This is a genomic window from Paraburkholderia sp. RL18-085-BIA-A (genome assembly GCF_046027075.1).
In the GTDB taxonomy this organism is placed as follows: Bacteria; Pseudomonadota; Gammaproteobacteria; order Burkholderiales; family Burkholderiaceae; genus Paraburkholderia.
This window is the reverse complement of sequence record NZ_JARESU010000130.1, coordinates 1-23,130: the sequence shown is the minus strand read 5'-3', so window position 1 is coordinate 23,130 and position 23,130 is coordinate 1. Positions and strand designations below refer to the sequence as shown.

At 58.6% G+C, this 23,130-nt stretch carries 17 protein-coding genes and 4 pseudogenes; 10 read left to right on the top strand and 11 right to left on the bottom strand.

Translation table 11 applies throughout. From position 1 onward, the window contains the following. The 7 genes and pseudogenes from P0D89_RS42250 to P0D89_RS42220 form a co-directional block, all read left to right on the top strand. Positions 1–152, top strand: a pseudogene (locus P0D89_RS42250) (IS6 family transposase); the annotation flags it as partial. 584 nt (positions 153–736) lie between these two features. Next, positions 737–2,389, top strand: a complete 1,653-nt coding sequence (ltrA, locus tag P0D89_RS42245; protein ID WP_408378499.1) for a group II intron reverse transcriptase/maturase — start codon at positions 737–739, stop codon at positions 2,387–2,389. Positions 2,390–2,452: 63 nt separating this feature from the next. Then, a pseudogene (locus P0D89_RS42240) lies at positions 2,453–2,698 on the top strand (DDE-type integrase/transposase/recombinase); the annotation flags it as partial. 110 nt (positions 2,699–2,808) lie between these two features. Then, positions 2,809–3,305 (top strand): annotated as a pseudogene (locus P0D89_RS42235) (serine hydrolase); the annotation flags it as partial. A 502-nt stretch (positions 3,306–3,807) separates the two neighbouring features. After that, a complete protein-coding gene (locus tag P0D89_RS42230) occupies positions 3,808–4,125 on the top strand; it encodes a DUF4148 domain-containing protein (protein ID WP_408378495.1) in 318 nt (105 codons plus the stop codon). A 932-nt stretch (positions 4,126–5,057) separates the two neighbouring features. After that, on the top strand, positions 5,058–6,260 hold the full coding sequence (locus P0D89_RS42225) for a cytochrome P450 (RefSeq protein WP_408378492.1): 1,203 nt from the start codon (positions 5,058–5,060) through the stop codon (positions 6,258–6,260). A gap of 642 nt (positions 6,261–6,902) precedes the next feature. Beyond that, positions 6,903–7,260 (top strand): annotated as a pseudogene (locus tag P0D89_RS42220) (SpoIIAA family protein). Positions 7,261–7,805: 545 nt separating this feature from the next. Here the strand turns inward: P0D89_RS42220 and P0D89_RS42215 are convergent. The 8 genes from P0D89_RS42215 to P0D89_RS42180 form a co-directional block, all read right to left on the bottom strand. Continuing rightward, positions 7,806–8,159, bottom strand: a complete 354-nt coding sequence (locus P0D89_RS42215; RefSeq protein ID WP_317016156.1) for a putative quinol monooxygenase — start codon at positions 8,157–8,159, stop codon at positions 7,806–7,808. Between the two features lie 253 nt (positions 8,160–8,412). Beyond that, positions 8,413–9,714 (bottom strand): CynX/NimT family MFS transporter, encoded by a 1,302-nt coding sequence (locus P0D89_RS42210; RefSeq protein WP_408367588.1) that lies wholly within the window; start codon positions 9,712–9,714, stop codon positions 8,413–8,415. A 163-nt stretch (positions 9,715–9,877) separates the two neighbouring features. After that, positions 9,878–10,135, bottom strand: coding sequence for a nuclear transport factor 2 family protein (locus P0D89_RS42205; protein ID WP_408367586.1), 258 nt, complete (start codon positions 10,133–10,135; stop codon positions 9,878–9,880). A 30-nt stretch (positions 10,136–10,165) separates the two neighbouring features. Beyond that, positions 10,166–10,816 carry a polysaccharide deacetylase family protein gene (locus P0D89_RS42200; protein ID WP_408367584.1) on the bottom strand — a complete coding sequence of 217 codons (651 nt, stop codon included), beginning with the start codon at positions 10,814–10,816 and terminating at the stop codon, positions 10,166–10,168. A gap of 30 nt (positions 10,817–10,846) precedes the next feature. Continuing rightward, positions 10,847–11,686 carry a fumarylacetoacetate hydrolase family protein gene (locus tag P0D89_RS42195; RefSeq protein WP_408367582.1) on the bottom strand — a complete coding sequence of 280 codons (840 nt, stop codon included), beginning with the start codon at positions 11,684–11,686 and terminating at the stop codon, positions 10,847–10,849. A 28-nt stretch (positions 11,687–11,714) separates the two neighbouring features. Beyond that, on the bottom strand, positions 11,715–12,254 hold the full coding sequence (locus P0D89_RS42190; protein WP_408245455.1) for a carboxymuconolactone decarboxylase family protein: 540 nt from the start codon (positions 12,252–12,254) through the stop codon (positions 11,715–11,717). Between the two features lie 81 nt (positions 12,255–12,335). Further along, positions 12,336–13,337 carry a VOC family protein gene (locus P0D89_RS42185; protein WP_408367580.1) on the bottom strand — a complete coding sequence of 334 codons (1,002 nt, stop codon included), beginning with the start codon at positions 13,335–13,337 and terminating at the stop codon, positions 12,336–12,338. A gap of 145 nt (positions 13,338–13,482) precedes the next feature. Beyond that, the gene (locus P0D89_RS42180; RefSeq protein WP_408367578.1) at positions 13,483–14,796 is read right to left on the bottom strand and encodes an Nramp family divalent metal transporter; all 1,314 of its coding nucleotides are present in this window, start codon (positions 14,794–14,796) and stop codon (positions 13,483–13,485) included. Between the two features lie 946 nt (positions 14,797–15,742). Here P0D89_RS42180 and P0D89_RS42175 point away from each other — a divergent pair. Next, positions 15,743–16,030, top strand: a complete 288-nt coding sequence (locus P0D89_RS42175; RefSeq protein ID WP_408367576.1) for a transposase — start codon at positions 15,743–15,745, stop codon at positions 16,028–16,030. 92 nt (positions 16,031–16,122) lie between these two features. Further along, complete coding sequence (locus P0D89_RS42170; protein ID WP_408245462.1) at positions 16,123–16,851, top strand: TetR/AcrR family transcriptional regulator; 729 nt, start codon at positions 16,123–16,125, stop codon at positions 16,849–16,851. 325 nt (positions 16,852–17,176) lie between these two features. Here P0D89_RS42170 and P0D89_RS42165 read toward each other — a convergent pair whose 3' ends face one another. From P0D89_RS42165 to P0D89_RS42155, 3 genes are all read right to left on the bottom strand, one after another. Beyond that, on the bottom strand, positions 17,177–17,644 hold the full coding sequence (locus P0D89_RS42165; RefSeq protein WP_408367574.1) for a thioredoxin fold domain-containing protein: 468 nt from the start codon (positions 17,642–17,644) through the stop codon (positions 17,177–17,179). 579 nt (positions 17,645–18,223) lie between these two features. Beyond that, a complete protein-coding gene (locus P0D89_RS42160; RefSeq protein WP_408367572.1) occupies positions 18,224–19,231 on the bottom strand; it encodes a sterol desaturase family protein in 1,008 nt (335 codons plus the stop codon). Positions 19,232–19,301: 70 nt separating this feature from the next. Next, on the bottom strand, positions 19,302–20,312 hold the full coding sequence (locus tag P0D89_RS42155; RefSeq protein WP_408367570.1) for a YVTN family beta-propeller repeat protein: 1,011 nt from the start codon (positions 20,310–20,312) through the stop codon (positions 19,302–19,304). Between the two features lie 798 nt (positions 20,313–21,110). On the opposite strand from P0D89_RS42155, the gene P0D89_RS42150 reads away from it, so the two are divergent. Next, positions 21,111–22,730, top strand: a complete 1,620-nt coding sequence (locus tag P0D89_RS42150) for a sensor histidine kinase (RefSeq protein WP_408367568.1) — start codon at positions 21,111–21,113, stop codon at positions 22,728–22,730. The last annotated feature ends 400 nt before the right edge of the window (positions 22,731–23,130 follow it).

Sequence of the window (23,130 nt, the reverse complement as noted above, 5' to 3'; positions counted from 1 at the left end):
GAACTCAGGGACGCGCTCCTGCGACGATCACGCTGGACGGCTACGCGGCATCTCATCGGGCGGTCCGCGAGATGAAGACCGACGGGTCGCTACCCAGGCGAACGAAATTGCGATCCTCGAAGTACCTGAATAACCTGATTGAGGTGCGACACGAAGTCGCTTACAGAAGTTGTTCGCCCTTCTCGCCGCATAGAAGGAGTGAACCACCGGTGTCACCCGGTGAATCCAGGAGCCTGAATCAAGAGCGGCTCTGACAACGCAACGAAGCGCCGCAAGGCGCGGGGTATCAATCGCGAGAGGCGTACCCTTCTGGCAGCCATACGCCGGATGAGTGCCAGATAGTCGGTATGGTGAAAACATTTGAACCTGCAATAGGGTCGTTAGGTTGAACGAGCGGAAATGGCTACCGCGCTCGAACCAAAACGGTACTGGAGGTGGGAACAGCGTTTCTCGATTACGCGTTCGTGACCCATATACCTCCCGGCCCAGAGCAGGCACCTAACCCGACGTACTTCCATAAGCGGAACGTGGAAACCCCGTATCGCTCCCTTCGGGGACAGCAGGCCGCGAGGTCTGCCCTTGGCGGTGCGGGCACAGGATCGGGGAAAAAGCGAACGCCCGGCTGTAATGGACGGGATACGGGTTGCAACATCACCCGACGCGAAAGCGGGCAGACTTCCTCGTGGTCTCTCCTCACCAGAGAGTTTGCAGAACCATCTATACGGAAGGAAAGCAAATGAGTGCAGCAACACGGGCGCGTGCACCTTCTGGCGTGACGTGGGACGGCATCAATTGGGCCGATGTTCAACGTCAGGTAAGAAGGCTGCAGTCGCGTATGGTGAAGGCGGTACAGGCCGGCCGCCATAACAGGGTGAAAGCCCTGCAATGGCTGCTGACCCACTCGTTCAGCGGCCGTGCATTAGCCGTCAAGCGGGTGACTGAAAACAAAGGCAGGAACACCCCCGGTGTGGACAAGGTAACGTGGAAAACACCGGCGGCAAAGGCCAACGCGATTGCGTCGTTGAAGAGGCGGGGTTATTCGCCCCTTCCGCTTCGGAGAGTTTTTATTCTGAAGAAAAACGGCAAGACGAGGCCGCTCGGCATACCCGTGATGAAATGCCGCGCCATGCAGGCGTTACATCTGCTGGCGTTGGAACCCGTGGCGGAAACCACCGCCGATCTGAATTCTTATGGGTTCAGACCGGAACGCTCTACTGCTGACGCTGGAGGACAATGCTTCATTTCTCTGGCAAAAAAGGCGAGTGCGGAATGGGTGCTGGAGGCCGACATCCACGGCTGTTTCGACAAAATTTCCCACGACTGGATGATCGCCAATATCCCCACGGACAAGGTGATTCTAAAGAAGTGGCTCAAAGCGGGATACGTGTATCAAAACGAACTCTTCCCCACTGACGCCGGCACCCCGCAAGGGGGAATTATTTCCCCGGTGGCAGCCAACATGACGCTCGATGGCCTCGAAGCGATGCTAGCGGAGAAATTTCCGCGGGCCAGGCAGAGAGGTCTGAAAATGAACATGGTGCGTTACGCGGACGATTTCATTATTACCGGCCACTCGAAAGAGTGGCTGGAACATGAAGTCAGGCCGGCAGTAGCTGAATTCCTGGCGGAACGCGGGCTGGTCCTATCACCAGAAAAGACCAGGATAACGCACATCAAGGATGGGTTTGATTTCCTCGGATGGAACATTCGCAAGTACAACGGCAAGCTACTGATGAAGCCGTCGAAAGCGAACGTCAAGGCACATCTTGACAAAATTCGTGAAATCATCAAGGCCAACAAGACGGCTAAACAGGCGAACCTGGTAAAGCTGCTCAATCCTGTTTTACGAGGATGGTCGAATTATCATAGCCATGTAGTCGCCAAGAAGACCTTCGATCGGGTTGATCACGAGGTCTGGTCAATGCTATGGCGATGGGCGGCAAGAAGGCACCCTAACAAAGGCGCCCGATGGATAAAAACGAAATACTTCAAAACCAAAGGTCTCCGCGACTGGGTATTTGCCGTCACAGAAAAACAAGAGGATGGCACGACAAGAGAGGTCACCTTGCTGAAGGAATCGGACACTCCAATAAAACGGCACATCAAGATCCGAGCGGGCGCAAATCCGCACGATCCGCAATGGGCACCATACTTCGAATCCCGATGGGGCCAGAAGATGCTGAACTCGACGCGCGGTCGCCGTAAGCTGTACCGTGTCTGGGTAAGGCAAGATGGCATGTGTTCCAACTGTCAGCAGCCCATCACAATGAACACCCGCTGGGATGTTACGCATATTGTGAAGCAAACTGACGGCGGCACGGATGCAGCAAGCAACCTCCAGGTTAACCATCTCAATTGCCGTAGAAATCCGCAGTACGCCGGAAAATGAAGTTGTACTACCGGGTGTCGACAGATGCCTTTGCAGAGGCTTGAGCCGTATGCTCCTAAAGGCGCACGTACGGTTCTTAGGGGGCAGCAGCGCAGCAATGCGCTGCTGCTACCCGACCAGGATCACCGCCACATCAAATCGCAGGTGAACGTGATGCTCAGGTTCAAGCGGTTCCGCAGTGCCGCCGTTACGCTCTCCGGCATCGAACTGATGCATCGCATTCGCAAAGGCCAGTTCGATCTCACCAGCATGCACCTCAAAGATACCGCTTCGCCCTCGATTTGCATGGCGGTTCTTTCAGCTCGTTGAGGTCTCCGAAACATGGGCGATTTCTCGCCCGCCTACAGAGTTTGCACCTCAGCCACCCCCAGCGGGCACCGCTGAAGGTTCCTGACAACATCCACGACGAAGACCAGTTGCTCGCCTATTTCGAGGCGTGGCGCGCGGCTTATCGGCCGGGGACGTATCGCACCTATTCGAACCCCGATATCGGGACGTTCGGCGCGATCACCGCGCAAAGCACGGGGCGCAGCTTCACCGCGCTAATGGAGGAGCGCCTGTTCTCCGCGTTCGGCACGAAGAATACGTATCTCGAGGTGCCGGCAACAAAGATGCCGGACTACGCGCAGGATTACGCGGACGAGCCATCCGCATGTCGGCGGCGTGGGTCCTTAACGCGACGCGCCTGACTGCTATCAGCCCGCCCAAGGCTCCTGCGGAAAATGTCTGGATCAACAATACCGGTTCCACAATCGGCTTCGGGACGTATGTCGCATTCGTTCCGGCAATGCGCATAGGCATCATGACGCTCGCAAACAAGAACTATCTGATCGATGATCACGAGAGCCTGCCGAGTTCACGTAGTTGTGCAGGCTCACAGAATTCAACTGGAGGGCGTGGCGCGCTCCTCTCTTAAAAGGCTGCGGGGCGCTAGTCAATGATCACCGTCGCAAATCGACCGAGGCTGTGTGAAAACGCGTGTTGAATGAGGTTCACGAAAAAATCGGCCCTTCAGATCGCGCTGTATTGGCCTGGCAGTGACTTGGGAAGGGTAAAGCGACACCTGAAACCCGAGTACTTTTGCGTTTTCACACAGCCTCGACCCACAAGGGACGGTGGACTGGATGCCGCCTAACCGCCAGCTTCCAGGGGTACAGCGGTCATTCATTCCTTCGGGTAGCCAGGTTTTCAAACATTGCCGCTCAACGCGCCACGCGCTAGGCATATGGGCAATGCACAACTGCTCACGGCGAGAGGCAAGCACTATACAAAGATGGCGAAAACGTAATGCGAGCGTCAACATCGCGCAACCACCCTCGGCACAGAATAAAGGTAACTCATCTCCTCACGTTGGCGGTGAGTCCAGAGGCTTCATTCATAGTGAGTGACGCCGACCACAGTTCAGGAGGCAATTCACCATGAAGACCCTAATCTATGCAGCGCTGGTTGCCAGCGCACTGGCCGCCCCGGCGCTTTCCTTTGCACAGAACGCTACTGCGCCGATGACGCGTGCTGAAGTGCAAGCCGACCTAGTGCAAGTTGAACAGGCGGGTTATCGCCCGAGCATCAACGATGTGCACTATCCGGCGGATATTCAGGCTGCGGAGGCGCGTCTCGCATCGCAGGACACTACGACGCAGGGTTACACGTCATTCGGTGGGGTGTCGATCGGCTCCTCGCAGGCGGGTGCACCGACGACCGTCGCAGGCACTCACTCAATCTACTTTGGTCACTGATACACAGCCTTCGAGTGATGGTACTCGACTTGCGCGTGCCGAATTCGCATCTCGCCGCACGCACGGGTCGGCCGCTTAGCGCAGCTTTCCGCCCGTTGCGGAGATTGTGCGTGACCCGAAGGCTATTGTTAGAAGTATGAACTATCAAGAATTTCTCTCTGCTTCTGCTCTGAATCCCCCGCGGCACCACGCGGTGACTGCGCTCGAGGCGCTGGCGGGATAAGTGAGGACGAAGGGCGAGGCTGTAGGAGTTGACGTGAATACCGCCCAGAGGTCCTTGCATCATCAGGTCGAAAAGTGGATTGCGCCCGCTCCGTACGTGCGGGTCCGCGTAATCCGGTTCGGCCATATGCCCGCCGACAGGAGCCGCTACGTGCACGTCGAAGCTTCCACTCCGGGCAGTTCGCGCGCAATCTTCTTTTTTCAGCACGACGACGGTTGCTGGTGCGTATTTCCACCCCGGATCGCACGCCCGCCCCTCGATGAGTTGCGCGCAGGATTACAGGATGACGTGCTCCCGCACGCCAAGGTCCGTTGTGCGGCCGGAGACGTTGTTTGGACGTCCGCTCGAACGCAGGCAAGAACGACCGTGGATGGCCGGCGGTCGACGCGCAACCCGCCACTCATGGGAGTCCGCTTTACTATTTTGACGCCCGTCGGCTAGCTTCACGGACGATGCGCTGTTTCCCGCGACGGTACGCAAACCACAAATAGCGTGAATTTCAGAAGGGTAATGAACCGGTCAGTATCCGGTCAACTCTCTCGCCTATCATCGCACTGTGTGCGGAGGCTATCAGCTCAGTTGCCTTTCCCTTTGGCCCGAAGGACGCCCCCAGGTTTGCCAAGCTTTCAATTGGCGACGACCTCGGACCTATCGAAGCGCACGCCGTTTGCGGCATCGAATGAACCCGTTATCCGTCCAGGCTTATCGCATGAAATTCACTGATCTGTCATCCGCCGACTTCTATAGGGACCCGTATCCCCTGTATCAGCGCCTCAGGGACGAAGGCCGTCTCGTTCCGATCGCGCCCAATACGTTCATCACGGGGCACTACGACATCATCCACGCACTGCTGGTCGACCGCAATATGGGAAAGGGCTATCTGGACACCGTCCGCGTCCGGTATGGGGAAGAAGCTGTCCATCAACCGGCATTTCAGGCCATGTCGCGAATGTTCCTGATGATGAATCCCCCCGCGCATACACGGCTGCGCGCCCTGCTGATGAAGGCGTTCAATGCGAGGCAGATCGACTTGCTGCGCGAGGTTACGCAGGCGGTCGCCGACGAGCTAATCGACGCGTTGCCCGCGGACCGGCCGTTCGACCTCGTGTCGACATTCGCCGTGCCGATGCCGATCAGGATCATCTGCCGGCTGATGGATGTGCGCATCGATGATGCGTCGATGCTCAGTTCCCACGTCGGTGAACTGGTGCAGTCGCTCGAGGTCGCGCCGCTGAATGCGGACCGGCTCGCCAGCGCAAACGCGGCGGCCCGCGAGCTGGAAGCCTATTTCAAGGACGTCGTCGCGGCGCGTCGGAGAAAGCCCGGAACCGATCTCATTTCGACGTTGCTGTCGGTGAACGACGACGGCGACGCCTTCAGTGAGGACGAAATCGTTTCGAACGTGATCCTGCTGTTCTTTGCCGGTCACGAGACGACGTCGAACATGATCGGCAATGCGCTGATCAGCCTGCATCGGCACCCCGACCAGCTCGACAAGCTGAAAGCGCATCCGGAACTACTGCCGCAAGCGGTCAGCGAATGCATGCGCTATGACAGCTCGGTGCAATTCGTGGCGCGGGTGGCGCTCGAGGAGACGCAAGTCGATGGCGTCACGTTGCCCAAGGGCACAATCGTTTTTATTTTGCTCGGCGCCGCGAACCGCGACCCGGCGCACTTCGATAAGCCGGACGAGTTGATCATCGAGCGGCCGGAAAACACGAACCGGTCGATCATGTTCAGCGGAGGCATTCACTATTGCCTCGGCGCGCGTCTTGCAACGCTCGAGCTGGAAACCGCGTTGGAAACGCTGTTGAAGCGGATGCCGAACCTGCGCCTGACGAACCTCCATGATCTGCAATGGCATTCGCGCAATACGCTGCGGGGCGTGACGTCGCTGATCGCGACGCATTGACCTGGACGGGCAGCGCTGCGTACGCCTGATATGCGGTCCAGCCTTCAATACCCCGGCGCCAGCGGCGGGGTGTATCTCGAAACCCGGAAATCTGGCAGTGACGGATACGTTGCTCGGGCTCGACAACAGATACGAGTCCAAGCAACTGATGCACTGTTCTGCGACAGCTGGCCATCGAAGCCCAAGGTACGTCTTAAATGCGCAGATACTCGCAAAACGCGCCTTCCAAAGGCTGTCGAGGCCCGGTATTCAGCATCGGCCACTGCCCGCCACCCGATCGTCGCATTGATTCGCACGGCAACCGTGTATGCGAGGCACATTGTTCAGCGCGTCCTTAGTGCGCCGAAGGGCGGCTCGCCCCTGGTCAGCGGACATTCGCGAACCGATTATGAAGGACCGTTCCTGGCCGCGAGGCGCCGCACGTCCCTGCTCTTACTCCAACTGAACGGTTGGCCATGCAGCGACACGTGTCGCATGGGCGGGAAGATGGTAACGGGGCGGGGCCGTCAGCGTACTCTAAACGGCGTTAAACCTGGCTAACCGAGCCGTGTGAAAAGGGGTATCGTGAAGAAATTAGCGAACGCTAGGCTTATCCGCGCCGCGCCTGAGCGTGTAACGTCTCCCAAGTCAGGCGGTCTTGCCATGATCCTGTATCACACCGAGCCCGATTCCCCTGTCATCGAAATTTCCGTCGAAGGCAAAATCACCGACCACGATCTGCGCGAAGCCATTGAGCGCATGCGTGGTGATCTCGAACTGAACGGCAAGACCCGCGTGCTCGAACGCATCGAGCATTTCACCGGCATCGAGCCGAAGGCGCTGTGGACCGATATAACGCTCGGCGTTTCCGTGGCCCGCAAGGTGACGCGCGCCGCCGTGGTCGCCGATGCGGGCTTGGATCCGTGCCTCGACGCATCTGGCGCGGTTCTTTACGAAGGGCGAAGTCAAGGCGTTCCACGTCAACGAGCTAGAGCAGGCGCGCGTCTGGATCAACACCTGAGCGCCGCCTGGCGAATTTCGTATCAGTCCGGCTGCACGTCGGAGCGCGGTTGACCTGCGCAATCAAGATGCCATTGGCATTCGCGCTCTTCCTTGCACTGGCGGCTAAGGGGGCGTTAGCGCCTGTTCGATTTTTCAGACCGGTCATTCAAAATTGGCCAAATACTGAAAGGCTCGAATGACCGGACTGGCCGATGAACGAGCGTTGGTCCAATAGATCCGCAGCGCCAAACTTCTGAGGTGGCGCCTCGAGAGGTTCCCGGAGGGCCGGACGTTATCGGCTCAAGTTCACAGGGAAGCGGACAGTCAGTCACACATGTTCATCGAATGGCGGCACATGGCCCGACAGCGAATCACCTGAAGGGGGCGTGCCGCTCGAAAAATATTTATCTTTGCCGCTCGACAAGGACGAACGCGCTGGTCTGGGACCGATGGTGAACGTTTCGCACGGGGCGCCGCATGCTACCTTCGCCGTGCGTTGATCATTTAAGCGCACGGCCGCGCGCTATCCCGTGCTAACACACGCGGCAGGTGCGAGTCGCCGCCTTAGCAAGCCTGCAGCACATTGATGACGCGGCTAGCCAGCAACGGCTTGGTATTGCGTCCATATTCGGCCATGTGCGCAGAGGCCGCATGCGCCTTCAGCGCTTCGGCGCTTTCCCAGCGCTCGATTACGGCAAATGTGTCATTGCCGAGCGGTGTCTGAATCGTCCCGAAGTTCGGTACGTCGACTACCGCCTCGTAGCTGATGCATCCGTTTTCCGCCAGCACCGCTGGGCGGTTCTTGGCGAATAGTGCCAGCACGGCGTCCCGTTGACCCGGCTGGGCAGTGATCGTGGCAATGACGTGAATCATCCCGGCATTCTCCTTTTCTGGTTCGGCATAGATCGCCGCCTCCAATCATAGCCACGTTTGGCCACGCATGCTGCCAGCGCTTCACAGTGCCGCTCCGCTTGCGTCTCGGAGCCGCACGTACTGGCGACCGGCCATGCACGACCCGTACCGGTCCTTCAACGTGTCAGACCGACTATGGCGGGTTTAGATGTGGAACGGACGTCCGCGCATTCAGCGCTATCAGTCAGTTTTCCACTCGGACCGTATATGACCACCCAACGATCCATCAGAGGCGTGCGAGCGCATCGTTGTACCCGGGTCACGCTTCATTGACTATCCGCTCGATCATGCGGATTTCGTACAACACACCCTTCACGTGACGTGCGCGCCCAGCAAGGAAGCCAAAAATGATAGCAGCCACACCAACCGCGGCGAACATCCATCCCACGATAACGAAATTTCCCGTCCATCCATGCAGCACACCAACCAACAGCGGGCCCGCCGCTCCGACGCCATAGCCAACTCCCTGCACCATCCCGGAAAGTTCGGCGGCAATGTGCGCGTTCTTCGAGCGCAGCACAATCAGCGTCAACGCTACCGAGGTGAGCGCGCCCTGACCGATCCCTTGTACAACTGCCCAAAACCACAGCGTTGAAAGTGGAGCAAACAAACAACCAAGGAAGCCACTGACAGCCAGCATAACCACGACGGCATTGAGTACACGCTGGCTTGGAAGCTTCGCTGCCATACCAGGCGCTACCAGGCACGCCAATGTTTGCAGGATCACCGAGACCGACACCACCAGTCCAGCGTGGCCGGCCGAGACACCGCGATCACGCAGGATTGGAGCCAGCCATCCAAATACGGTGAACGACAGCATCGACTGTAGCACCATGAAGATCGTAACCTGCCATGCAAGCGGGCACTGCCACAGGCCGCGCGACACGATCCGTCCTCGATGACCGACCACCTGCGGCGACTGCAAATGAGGACGCCAGCAGAGCGCTGCGACGAGAGCCGGCAATGCCCAGAAAGCCAGCGCGGGCGCCCATGCACCGTGGAACCGCCGCTCGAGTGGCACGGTCAATCCGGCCGCCATGGCGGCACCCGCGCACAACGCCATTGTATACAGTCCCGCCATCAGACCAGTACGCTCGGCAAAGTCCCGTTTGATCAGGCCGGGCAGGAGCACGTTAATGACCGCGATCGAGGCGCCAGCGAGGATCGTGCCCGCGAACAGCGCGACGACCGGACCGGCCACCCTCAACACGGTACCAGCCGCAAGCAGCAGCATCAGCCAGAAAATGATCCGTTCGGCGCCAAACCGGCGTGCGAGCGCAGGACTGGCCGGCGCAAAGATGCCAAGGCACAGGACGGGCAAGGTCGTGAGCGCGCTCGCCATCGTGGGCGCAAGGCCATTTGCACGGACTACTTCAGGCAGCAACGAGCCGAGGCTCGAAAACAGCGGACGGAGATTGAGCGCGACCAGGACAAGGCTGGCTCCAAGCAATACCTTCCCGCGAACTCTGGTGAGTGCTTCAACCTTGGGCGGCGGCACGGAATCAACCTGTGCATCGATCAGCTGCTCGTCTGCAAGAGAATCGGAAATTTCCGGGCTCATGAGCGAGACACCTCTGGCAGCGCGACAAGGATGAAATTCATGAAGTCTCGGACTGCCTTTCCCGCTATATCGGGAGCGCGAGACTCGATGGCGTCGATCAACGAGCGATGCGCATCGTAAATCGGGTTCAGGAATGTCGACTTCAAGCGTCGATGCGATGGTTTCATTCACTGCCCCCATTCAGGTCCACCACGATGTTCGACACGAGGTGGCGCGAGAAGCCCCCTGCGGGCCTCGCAGCGTAGATCGCTCGAATCTCCCCATGGCCCCGGTACGTCTTGCCGTCGGGACGCTGCCAGATAGCGTCCGGTTCGAACAGGTCCGCAAACGCCTCGACATCGTCTCCGTCCGCGGCGATAGCGTACTTCCGGATGGTTTTGGCGCAGCTCCATTCCGCCAGGATTGCCTGCATCTCGTCCATTGTCCCTCTCCCGATCGTCATGCCGTGTGCTCAACTGCGGCCAGCCACATGGGTGGGCTTTAACGACACCGGCTCCCCGTCCCGGATCAGCACGACCTCTTCGGGAAAGGACTGGACGATTTCGATGCCCTGCTTTGCAAGACCATCAAGCAGTTCGGGAAGCCTTTCGAGCGAGGCGTCCTCGATATCGTGCAAAACGACGACCGTCCAGTCCTGCTTTGCAACGTCCGACAGGCAGCGTTCTACCCAATGTGCCTGATCATCCCAGTCGTGCGGCACACTGTTCCACGCAATGCATGTGAAACGGTGCTCTATCAGATGGGCGAGCGCTTCTTCGCTGAGCAAATGCGGTCCGAGAAGACCAAAATTGCCAAAAGGGCGGAAAAGGCGCTCCGATATGCCACGCTCGGCAATCAGCGCCTGCGTGTCGCCGACCTCGCGCAGCGCATAGCCTGGCTCAGTGCTCTCTCCGAATGCGACGGAATGAGTGAATGAGTGATTGCCCACCCAATGGCCGTGCTCGACTATCTTGTCGAGCAAAGCCGCACCCACGGGATCGCCTATGCGATTCCCCATGACGAAGAAGGTTGTCTTGATACCGCGCTCGGCCAGGATGGCCAGAATCGACTCGGTGACCCCGGGCGTCGGGCCATTATCGAATGTGAGCGTAATTTTCTTCATGGTTCATGTTCCGCGCAAAGCAGTGGCAAATTAAGCGGCACGCACCAGGTGACGTTGCGTACCGAGGCCGGTGATCGACATATCGACGACATCGCCGTGCGCCAGATACGTTCGCGGCGTCATACCGAAGCCCACGCCCGCCGGTGTTCCCGTGATGATGAGATGACCGGGGCGTAGTGTCATGAACTGGCTGCAATAGCTGACGATCGTATCGACATCGAAAATCAGATCGGCCGTATTACCGCGCTGGCGCGCAGCGCCGTTCACATCGAGCTTCAGTTCGAGCGACCCGGACTCCAACTCACTCGCACTCACGAGCCATGGGCCGACCGGCGTGAATGTGTCGAAGCACTTGCCTTTGCTCCACTGACCGCCCCGTTCGACTTGCCAGTGCCGCTCTGACACGTCGTTGACCATGACATAACCGGCAATGCACTTGCGTGCCTCGCTCTTGTCGATGCGCGAGGCGGTGCTGCCAATGACAATCCCGAGCTCGATCTCCCAGTCCGTACTCGTCGAGCCGGGCGGCAAGAGTATGTCGTCGCCGGGTCCGCAAAGGGATGAAGTCGACTTAAAGAAGACGACCGGCTCGGAAGCGATGGGCAAGTTGGATTCCATCGCATGTTGGCGGTAGTTCAGCCCCACCGCGATGATTTCCTTGACGTCGCCAAGTGGCGAGCCGATGCGCCCAGGTGCGTCCACCCTTGGTAGCTTCAGTGGATCGAGCGCTTCGAGAAAGCGCATGCCCTCAGGCGAGAGCACGGACTCGTCGATATCTTTGATAATCGGGCTCAAGGCACGCACGGAGCCATCAGCGGCGAGCATGGCCGGAAGTTCCTGGCCTGGGGGCCCATAGCGGAGTAGTTTCATCGGATTCTTTCTGAGTCAAGCGGAAACACTATTGGCGCACGAACCACGATTCTTTTTCGATCTGCAATGGCAGAAGAATACGAACGACGCAGTTGTACCAGGCGATTGTCACAAGTAGCTCGAGACGTTGTTGCTGACCGAGGAAGGCGGTAGCGTCCCATGTACTGTCGCTGACGCGTCCTTCGAGGGTTGCTTCTTTCGCCAGGCGAACCACGGCGCGCTCTTCGGCGGTGAAGTGTTCCGATTCCTCAAAGTCCTGCAGGTTCTCGAGCTGTTCGCGTCGTACGCCCGCGCCCAGAGCCGCATTCCAATGGTGGTCCACCTCGTAGGTCGCATTTGTCACGACCCCTACCATTACCACTGCAAGTTCGCGGAAGACTCTGGGAAAAGAGGTCTGCTTGCGCAGTGCGCCTGCCATTCCGAGAACCGCCTCCGTGAGTGCCGGGGCGTTCGCAAGCGCCAAGAAAATATGCTCGGGATTGGGACCGCGTTCTGCGATCAGCCGGTCGTAGAGATCTGTTCTGCCGTCCGGGATGGTCTCTCTGCTCACATAGGGGATACGTGCCATATCTAAAAACCTTAACCTTGATCAAATGAGATGGATCGTTGCTCTCGTGAGCAACGATCAGATATTCACCTACGCCTGGCCTCAGCTCATTCCCAGATAGGCTTCTAGGGACGGCTCGGGTCCTCCGGGCGGCGGATTTCTGCGTTCCACGCCATGGAAGGAAGAAGCATTCTTCAGCCAGGTCAACCGCGGCGGGAGTCCCCACGACTCGGTTACCCGGGAGATGTTGGTCAAGTCATGAACAATCGGCTCGTCTTGCGCATCGCCGGTGTAGATCGGGGGCGGCAGCAATTCGACGCGGTGGCCGTCCGGATCGACCAGGTAGACATAGTACGAATGTCCCAGACTGTGCCTACCGGGCCCGAACTCGACGTTGTCGCCAAAGCCCAGGCTACCGGCGACATCGCAAGCCCTCATGATTTCAGTGATACCGTGGACGACGTATGCGAAATGATGCAACGCGGGTCCTGGGCGCTTGATAAGAACGACATCGTACTGAGAGTCCTTGGCGTGCAAAAAGACGCCGACCGGCTGATCGCCCACGATCATGTAGTCCAGAATTCGAAACCCGAAATCGGCGTAGAAGCTTGCTGCCAGCTGGACGTCGGGGGCGGTGACCTGGTAATGATCGAAGCGAAGTGCACCCCCGCCTCGAATACTTTCGAACTTCTGATCGACCCGTTCAAGGCGCGGCATGGTGGAGCAAAACTCTAGCGGGGTTCCGCTGATGTCCGATGCATGCAGGGTGCGTGATTGGAACGGTGCATCGACGAATTCGGCTTTGATTCCGCGCTTATCGAAGAAGAACTTGGCTTTTTCCAGGTCATCATCATCATAGGTCCGCAGCCCGGTCCTGATACACGAGGGCGCGCCATCCGTGCGCTTCAGGATCAAGCTATGGTGTGAGCGTTCTTCTACGCCTCGTAGATAGATCGTGTCACGGTCCTCGTCACTCACGGTCAAGCCCACGACTTCCGTATAGAAATCGCGGCTACGCGCCAGGTCACGGACGGTAAAGGTCAGGTGGCTTGCCCGAGTCACGCGGAAGGGTGCCGGCTGGGCTGTCTTAGGAATCTGGATCATCGCATCTCCTTGTCCTGGTGAATATTTTTGGGTAAAGCCTTACTAGTTTGAAAAACCATTCTCATGAGAACGGGCATGAAATCGACTCACTGAATGGGACTGAGGTGGTGAATTCCGCGTACTGGGCGTCAAGATTGCTCATCCATCATCCGGTACTCGGCAACCTCGGAATGCTCACGCCAAAGGTCTGAAGCAAGAGAATGGCGTTGAGAACCAGAATCGCACCGGTTCCCAGAGTCGCTGCGACGGACACAAGCCAACTGTTCACGAACGGTCCCATGATGTCTCGCCGGCAAGTGAAGATAAGCAATGCAATCATGGGAACCGGTAAGGCGAAGCTCAAAACCACCTGGCTATAGACCAGCGCATCGGTTGCGTTGGCACCGAACGCGACGACGACGAACGTCGGCACCATCGTTACAGTCCGGCGAAGCCAGACGGGGATACGAAACCCTGCGAAACCTTGCATGATCATTTGACCCGCCATCGTTCCGACGACCGAACTCGAAATCCCGGAAGCAAGGAGCGCAACAAGAAAGACACCGGCCGCGCCAGCGCCGAGCAAGGGCGTCAAGGTGTGATACGCGATTTCGATCTCACCCACCTCGGGATGACCCGTATGAAACGCACCGGCGGCCATGATGACCATGGCCATGTTGACCAGCCCCGCGAGTACCAGCGCGACGATCACCTCGAGATTGGAGAAGCGCACCAGTCTTTTGCGAGCGGCGTCAGTACGCGCGGGTACACGGTCCTGCACCAGTCCCGAGTGCAAATAGACGGCATGGGGCATCACCGTGGCACCGAACATGCCGACCGCGACTGTGAGGGCATCACGGGTAGGTAGCTGTGGCACGAACATGCCGTGTACGGCGGCGCTCCACGCTACATGAACAATGGACAGTTCGACCAGATAAGACAGCGCAATGGCAGCGACGAGACCGCCGATGATGAGCTCGACCGGACGAAATCCCCGCCTTTCGGCCATCAGGATCGAATACGTGACGAGTCCTGTAATCACCATGCCGACGATCAGCGGCAGTTGGAAAAGCAGAGACAAGCCTATCGCGCCGCCCAGAAATTCCGCGAGATCCGTCGCCATCGCTGCGATCTCGCTGATGGCCCACATCGCGTAGACCAAAGGCAATGGAAACTGCTCGCGGCACATTTCGGCGAGATTGCGGTTCGTGACGATACCCAGTTTGGCCGATAGCGCCTGAAACAGCATCGCGACGATGTTTGCGCCGAGCACCACCCAAAGCAGTGCGTAGCCGTATCGGGCACCCGCCTGAAGGTTCGTGGCGAAATTGCCGGGGTCCATGTAGGCAATGGAAGCGATGACCGCCGGCCCAACAAACAGAAGGCTCGCGCGACCAGAGGTCCTGTGTCCTGCAAGGACCTCGCCGATGGCCAGCGCGGTCCGTACGGTCAGCCCCTGTTCTAAGTTGGCATTATCCACTACGTCGAATCTCTGAAAGTGCACTCGCTGTAAACCGCCTGGTACCGAAGCAATGCGTCATGTCCGTGCTGATGGAGCGGACCTCCGCAACGCGGGGTACAGATCGATGAAGCCAATTTAGTACTGGTCAGTACTATTGTTCAAGCATAGTAGATGTCGACGCAAGGAGGATGATATTAGGGTAAACACTATTTTTTGACCACCTTGCTTGATCGATTGGGCGGAGGAAAGTCTATAAGCTTTAGTACCAATCGGTACGATTTCGAGTGTGCCGGCGGGAGCAAGCGGCAAGGGCTAGTGAAGTGTTCTTCTCTTGATGGAACTTATCTGGATTGAGCAGTTTCACTGCGTGATCGCCTCGAGAGGTCGTGCAATTTGCCCCCCGAGTTGTGCGAGTTGCGCCAGAGATCGTGTTGACCGATGAGGAGCGAGACGAGCTGACGAGGCTGGTTCGCTCGAAGCTCTGTCTCACGTTGGAGTGAGCGGTATGTGCAATCGCGGCTGGCCGGTGTCGAGCGCGACCTGCCGCGCGGTGCGCCGCCGGTCAAGGTCGAACTGGCACGTTTGGTGGAGTTGACCACGGCATTGGCGCGCGCACGGTTTCAAACCGCACCTCATCGGCGGCTTCAAGGTTTCGCGCGCCCCGCAGTTCGTCGAGAAGCTCGAAGATATCGCGGGTCTTTACATGTCGCCTCCCGAGCATGGGCTGGTGCTTTGGTGCAACGAGAAGAGCCAAGTAGGCGCTGGACCGCGCGCAGCCCGGGTTGCCGCTAAAGAAGGGGCGTGCCACCATGACGCACGACTATAAGCGCTATGGCACGAGCACGCTGTTTGCCACGCTCAACGTGCTGGACGGGCAAGTCATCGGTTAGCGCCAGCAGCGCCACACCTAGATCGAGTGGCTGAAGTTCCTGCGCCAGATCGATCGCGAAACGCCGAGGGACTGATGCTGCACCTGATCGCTGACCACTACGCCACGCACAAGCATCTGGCTGTGCAGGCCTGGCTGGCGAAGCCTCCGCGCTTGAACATGTACTTTACGCCCCCCTCCGCGTCGTGGCTGAACATGGTTGAGCGCTCTTTCCGCGATATCATTACTGAGCGGCGCTGCCGCGGCGTGCCCGAACTGGTCGCGCCATCGATGAGTTCGTCGCCCATCACAACACCAACCCCAACCGTTCATCTGGACCAGGAGCCCACGCGACATCCTACAGAAGGTCATTCGCCCGAATAGCCGCCGAAGTTCCAAACAGAATGGAACGCTACACTAGGGTAGGCTGGGTCGAGAGCGATCGGAAGTTCGGTTGAAAACGCAAAGAGGTTTACATGCCCACTAGCAAGACGCCTGCCTCAAAAAAACTGCCATCGCGTCTACCGGTGAGCAAATCGACGCAAAGACGCCGCGAACTGCTGAGCACTGCGGCGGACATGTTCTTGGCGCGCGGCTACGATGGCGTGACCCTGGATGAAATCATCGCTGAGGTAGGCGGCTCCAAGTCCAATGTGTATAAGCATTTCAAGGGCAAAGAGAGTCTCTTCATTGCTGCGGTCGAATATCTCAGCGACGAGATATCCAGCGTATTTGCAGACTCCGATGCATTCTCGCTGCCGCTGCGGCAGGCGTTGACCAGCATTGGGCAAACGTTCTACAAGGCCGTGCTGCATCCTCGAGCCATCGCGCTGCAGCGCTTGGCCATTGCCGAATCGAGTCGCTTTCCACAAGTGGGACAGACGTGGTTCGATCGGGGACCGCGTATCTTTTACGAGGCAATGACAAAGTTCTGCGAGGAGCGTCAGGCACGCGGGGAACTGCGTACTTGCGACGCGCAGGAGGCTGCCATCCTCTTTCACGACATGATGGCGTTCAATTTATCGCACCAGCTCCTGCTCGGAATCATACGTCCACCCAAGGCGTCGATCGTGGAGGCAAAGGTTCGTTTGGTCGTCGATGCTTTTTTGAACGGGTTCGCTCACGAGCAGGAACAAAAGCTTTCAAGCGGCGGCCAGCACACCGCAGCGGTCGCCGCAGTTCCGGATCGTTTGAAGATAACGTAGGCGCCCGCGCGGCGATGACGCACGTGGCTTACGTAAAGAACGCAGCCCCGAGTCGATCATGATGTAGTACAACATGAACCTGACGTTCCCAATCGCCGACGAAGTAGGCATGGCGAAGGTCCGGTGTCTGGGTGGAACTGCCGTTCGAATGTCCGCCAAGGCGTGAGAGCGAACGCCCGTAGATGGCCGCTCTCAGCCGATTGCGACTGGTGCATGTCGAGGCAAAAAACCGTTGCAAACAATTTGGCCAGTTCGAGGGGAAGCGATCCTCGCAGAGGACCCCGAACCGCCGCATTGCCGTCTTCGCACCACGTGCGAATGATATTTAGCGGAACCGTTGCAAAGACGGATCGGTAATCGGTTGTTCCGGCAGATTCAGCATAGTCGGCAATGAGCTCAAAGGCGGCAAGCCGCTGACATCTGCCCACCGGCCGCCGCTCGTCATATAAATGATCGTCGGCGTGCCATCGAAGCCGAAGTCTCGAAACATCTTTGCATTGCCGTTCAGCTTCGTTTGCGTCGCAGACGGCACCTTTTCCAACGGCTTGATGCCACCGGATTCGTCCTTCTCGGAGAATTTCATCTCGAGTTCACGCATCAATGCCGGACCATCCTGCGCCTGGAGCAACGCGGCGGCCTTGCCTGGCGAATCCGGTTTCAGGAAGCCCATCGGGATCCAATGCACCTGCAACCCGGCAGCCTCGTACGGTTGGAATGCTTTCCACGCGTAATGACAGAATATGCAGTTCGGGTCCATAAAGACGTAGATCGTCGATTTGACGTTTTTGCCCAAAGCACCCTCGACGATCGCCGGCGCGTTCTCGAACGTCGCGGCAGTTGACGCAGGCAGCTAGTGTGGCGCCTGCTGCTCCGCCGCCACAGCAAAACTAGACAACACAACCGCGACCGCGGCAACGACATGTCTTACAGGTTTTAACATGAAGCACTTCCATTCGATACGAGATGAACTGTATAACTGCGTATGTTCGTCGATTGTCAACGATCTTGGAGTTGATGTCGAACGGCCGCAACTAGCCGAGGTTGTGTGAAAACGCATGCTGAACGTGACGTTCAAAAAAAACGACCCTTCAGATCGCGCCATATCGGCTTCGCGACACTTCGGGAAGGGCAAAGCGACACCCGAAAACCGAGTAGTTTTGCGTTTTCACACGGCCTCGACCCACTGGAGACATCCGGGTGCGACTCACGACCGTCCGCTGCACCATCCAAAGCCGTCGATTACAAAACGTGCGTAACTCCGGGCGCGCCGACCAGGGACCGACGGCGCTGTCGGGTTTCTTTTAACCCGGTCGCAAACATGCGGCGTAGCTCTGTGCGACCGCAGTAACAAGCTGCACGGTGTCAGCTGCACTCACTCCACGGCACCACCCGCGTAATTCCTTTGCCCGCGCAGACGCTTCACAATTCGGCCAAACACGTGCCACTGCTGCGCGATCAATCCGTCGCCATACGAACGCCCTGAGCCATGCGGCACGGGTAGCTGGTCGCGGATGCCGGTCGGCTCGACGGCGGGGTTCCATGAAACGGTGCGGAACATCATGTCCCACCATGGAAACAGCACGCCGAAATTGCAGCCGTAAACCGTGCCTTCATGGCCGTAGCCCACCGCGTGGTGGCGGCGGTGAAAGATCGGGCTGACGATGATGCGTTCGAGCAACCAGCCATACGGCAGGCGTGCATTGACGTGCTGGATGCTCTGCATGAAGTTGCTGACCGCGACCAGCACCACGAACTGGTTCGGCTGCACGCCGATAAACAGCGAGATCGCCGCGAAGAACGCTGCCTGGATGATGTCGTCGAGAAAGTGGTTGCGGTCATCGGCCCACAGCGACATCTGCTGCTGGCTGTGATGCACCGCATGCAGCTCCCACCACACGCCGAAACGATGCTGCCAGCGGTGATACCAGTAGCCGGCGAAATCGAGCACGACCAGGTAGATCAGGAACGACACGACTGGCTGATCCGTCACGCCTGGCCAGAGGCTGTCGATATCGATGTTCGGTATGCCGTAGATCGAGATCAGACTCTGCCAGTGATTGAATAGCGGCTGCAGCATGAAAAAGAACGCAACGTTGATGATGCCGAGTTTGACGATCCACGTGTAGATCACGTCGGCGCGCAGCGCCTTGCGATCCTGCCACTGCTCGACGGGGCGCAGCGCTTCAAGCGGCCGTAAAGCGAGATACATCACGACGATTTCCAGCACGCCGATGATCACCCAGTACAGTGCGTCGTAGGTGTCTTCGTCGTAACCCATCAGGCCGAAGCGATAGAAAAACGGCTGCACGACGTCGACATATAACAGCGTCTGCAGTACGGACACCATATTGTCGAGTTGGGCGACGATTTCATGAAACATCAGAATCCTCGTGCTTTAGCAAGTTCCGGCAGTACTCATGTAATGGCAAGTTTGTGACGACTTGCCCAGCCTAGTCTGGATTGGGCGACACGACCGGCGCGCGGTTGTAGAAATAGATGCCGTGCGGTGAACGGCCCACCGCAATAGTGTCGATCAGCTTGCGCGTGGTCATATCGATGATGCCCACATGCTTCGCGAAACGGAATCCCACCCATAGATAGCGCTTGTCGGGAGTTAGTTCCATGTCATCGGGCCCGGCCATCAGGCCGGTGATATCGCCGGCATTGGTGAGCGTGGTGTAGTCGATAATGCTGATCGTGCTTTCGACGCGATTGGACACCACCACATGCTTGCCGTCGTCGAGGTTGCGGAAGTTGTGGGCGCCACGGCCCGTGTGGATCTTCTTGACGATCTGCTGCTTGTGCCAGTCCACCACCGTCACGTCGTCCTCGCCGGTCATACCGACCAGCAAGTAGCGGTCGCCGGGTGTCATCCACAGACCTGCGGGTTCATTGCCCACCTGAATTTTCCAAAGCACTTTCTGGGTCGGCAGATCGATTGCCGCGAGTTCGCCGGAATCCTGCAGCGTGACGAACACGGTGCGGTTGTCCGAGGCGAATGTCATGTGGCTAGGCGTCTTCGCCAGTTCGATATGCTTGACCAGCGCCATATTCGTGCCGTCATAGCGATAGATGTCGACGCGGTCCATGCGCAGCGCGGCCGTGACGAACCACTTATGATCCGGAGAGAAGCCCAGTTGATACGGGTCTTCGATGTCCTGCACAGTCCGCTGCACCTTACCGGTGTGCGGGTCGACAAATATCAGGTTGTTCGACACCGAATCAGCAACGATCAGGGAGCCGCCGTCGGGCGTGATCATCAGATGGTGCGGTTCCTTGCCGGTCGGCTCTGTGCCGACAACCTTGTGCGTGGCCTCGTCGATCAGCGTCAGTTGCGCTCCAGCAGAATCGAGCACGATCACGTTATCGGCGGCATTCGCGCAATTCGTTATGGCCAGCATGCCGCACAGCGACGCGGCGAGCACTCCGATCCTTGTAATGGAAACGATAGAAGATGGCATTTGGATCGTATTCACGCGGAAAAATACATTGAGGTGTAATGTAATAAAGATGTCGGACGTTCGTCGGGTGGCAGACGCGGTCGAGACTGCTACCTAACGTTTGTACCACCGCTGCCGATGACATGACAGGCGAAGCCAGATGCAGAAATTGCCGGGAAACCAGGCAATCGAACCATTCGGTTTTCTGTGTTCACGAGGCAAGCCGTTGCCCAGTTTATCTCGCTCGACCAGTGAAGGTCGGCTTCCAAAATACCAGGAGTGGCTCTTACAGGAGTAACGGCCTGTCGACTTCGGCTGACGACGGTCAATCCATGGCCGATGGACTCTGCCTGACGCAACCGGCCGTAGTCGACCCACTGCCGCCAGTCGCGCTGTCAGGGGTTCAACGGCAGGTAACGGAGTGGTCCGGTCATCCAAGCCGGCTTCTCGGGGACGGGAATTCGCTAGAAGCGGTCCGTCACAAACGGCATCCGGGCAGCCAAGGCCTGTCGCTTCGTAGATGAAGACAAGTGCCCGCAAACGAGATACATTGAGGTCTCGCTGGGTGACTGGTTGGGCCGGGGAGAGTCGGCACAATGGTCCGAGAAAGGTGTTCTGAAGTCGGTCGCCGATGCGATCATATGCGTCGCCGCACGAATCCTTCCAATCCAGCCTTTTCACAGGCCGCGTGTTTGCTTGCTCGTCGTCAGGCGAGCCCAATGGGCAGAATTGGCGGCGAATTGAGGCAGCTTGGGACAAAGCGTGGCAAACGTACCGGTTTGGTGCCGCGCGTTCCAGCCGTTGCGAAGAGTCGCTCCGATGGTGAAGACAGCCGCCGTTGTCCCGGAGGACGAGCATTTCATCCTCTTGAATTTGTCGCCCGGCCGGGCGCAAAGACGGCTTGCCATTGCCGTCGTGCTCGCCTTTCTGGTCTCCTGTTTCATCACGACTGGGCCGGTCTCGACTCTCCAGCCGGGACGGATCGACGTCATCCCGCCTTATGCCACGGCGATGATCGTGAACGATTCGATCACCGCTGTTCTGCTATTCGCCCAGTTCTCCATCCTGCGTTCGCGTGCCATCCTCGTGATCGCGAGTGGGTATCTCTTCACAGCGCTCATGCTATTCCCGTGGATGCTGACCTTTCCAGGCGTCGTCACGCCGGGTGGCCTGCTTGGCGCCGGGCTGCAGAGCACAAACTGGCTCTATATTCTGTGGCACGCCGGGTTCGCCATGTTCGTCGCCGCTTATGCCCTGTTGAAGGATGCCGATCCGGCGAAGCGGTTGTGGCGGGGTTCAGTAGGTGCGGCCATCCTTTCGAGCGTCGCGCTGACGGCGGCCGTCGTGTGTGCAGCGACTTTTCTTGTCACAGCGGGAAATGCGCTACTGCCGCGCATGATGCTCGATACGGTCCGTTTTTCTACCCTCTGGCTTTATGCCGCCGGGTCCATGGCACTGTTGAGCGTCCTTGCGCTCGTTGCGCTCTGGATCCGGCGGCGTTCGGTGCTTGATCTGTGGCTGATGGTGGTGATGTTCGCGTACGTCACAGAGTTCTTCCTGATCTCGTATCCGGTTCCGGCCCGCTTCAGTGTCGGCTTTTATGCTGGCAAGGTCTGCAGCCTCCTGTCCGGCAGTCTCGTCCTGTTTGTCCTGTTGTATGAGATAACGAGGCTTTACGCGCAGATGCACCGCGAGAGCGAGCGGCGCTACCGCGAGTTGCAGGCGGAGCTCGCGCACGCAAACCGCGTCGCCACCCTGGGCCAGCTCGTGGCCTCGATCGCCCATGAGGTCAACCAGCCGATCGCCGCGACGGTCACCAACGCCCAGGCGGCGCTGCGGTGGCTGAATGCCCAGCCTCCTGACGTGGAGGAGGTCCGGGAGGGGCTCCTCCATATCGTCGCCGACGGGAATCGAGCGGGGGACGTGATCGGCCGGATCCGCGAACTGATCAAGAAGGCGCCTCCGCGGAAGGAAAGGGTGGACATTAACGCGGCGATTCGCGAGGCACTTGAGCTCATCCGTGGCGAAGCAATGAAGAACGGCGCCTCGGTGCAGACGCGACTCGCCGACGGCCTGCAATTCGTCGAGGGAGACCGCGTCGAACTGCAACAAGTCCTCCTCAATCTGGTCATCAACGCGATCGAGGCAATGAGCGGCGTTAGCGATGGCGTGCGAGAACTGCTAGTCAGCACCGGGAATGCCGACTGTGGCTACGTGCTCGTGGCGGTGCGCGATTCGGGTCCAGGCTTTGCGCTGGACCGCGCCGAGCTCCTTTTCGCTCCCTTCCACACCACGAAGTCCACCGGTTTGGGGATGGGGCTGTCGATCTGCCGTTCGATCGTCGAAGCGCACGGCGGACGATTGTGGGCAGGCGCGAACGTGCCCTGCGGCGCCGTTTTTCAGTTCACGCTGCCGATCCATCCAGATGTTTCATTGTGATTGCCACGCAGCGCGACGCCCTCCTGCGCGGTTGGGGTCCGCGCGGACATCCCGGTCTTGCGCGTGGCGATCCAGAGCACACGCCGGACCAACATCAACTTCCGTGCTCACGCTCAATTGGCACGCAAAGGTCTGTTACCAGGACGGAGCCGACATTCGAATGTCCGAGCGCGAGTGCAGGCCAACGACCGTAGGTGGCCGACAGCTGCCGGACGCGGCCGGCGGTTGTCGATTCTGTATAGATAGTCCTGGAGTGCGTGAGAGCGGAGACAGAGAGGATGAGCTTCGCCAGCTTCGTACCGGATGACCGTGAAGAAATTGACGCGCCCACCCGGCTTCGCGACTCGGTTATTGCGCCGGTGCGCTGGCGTCGTTAAGCAGCTTCAGGTCTTCGGCAGGA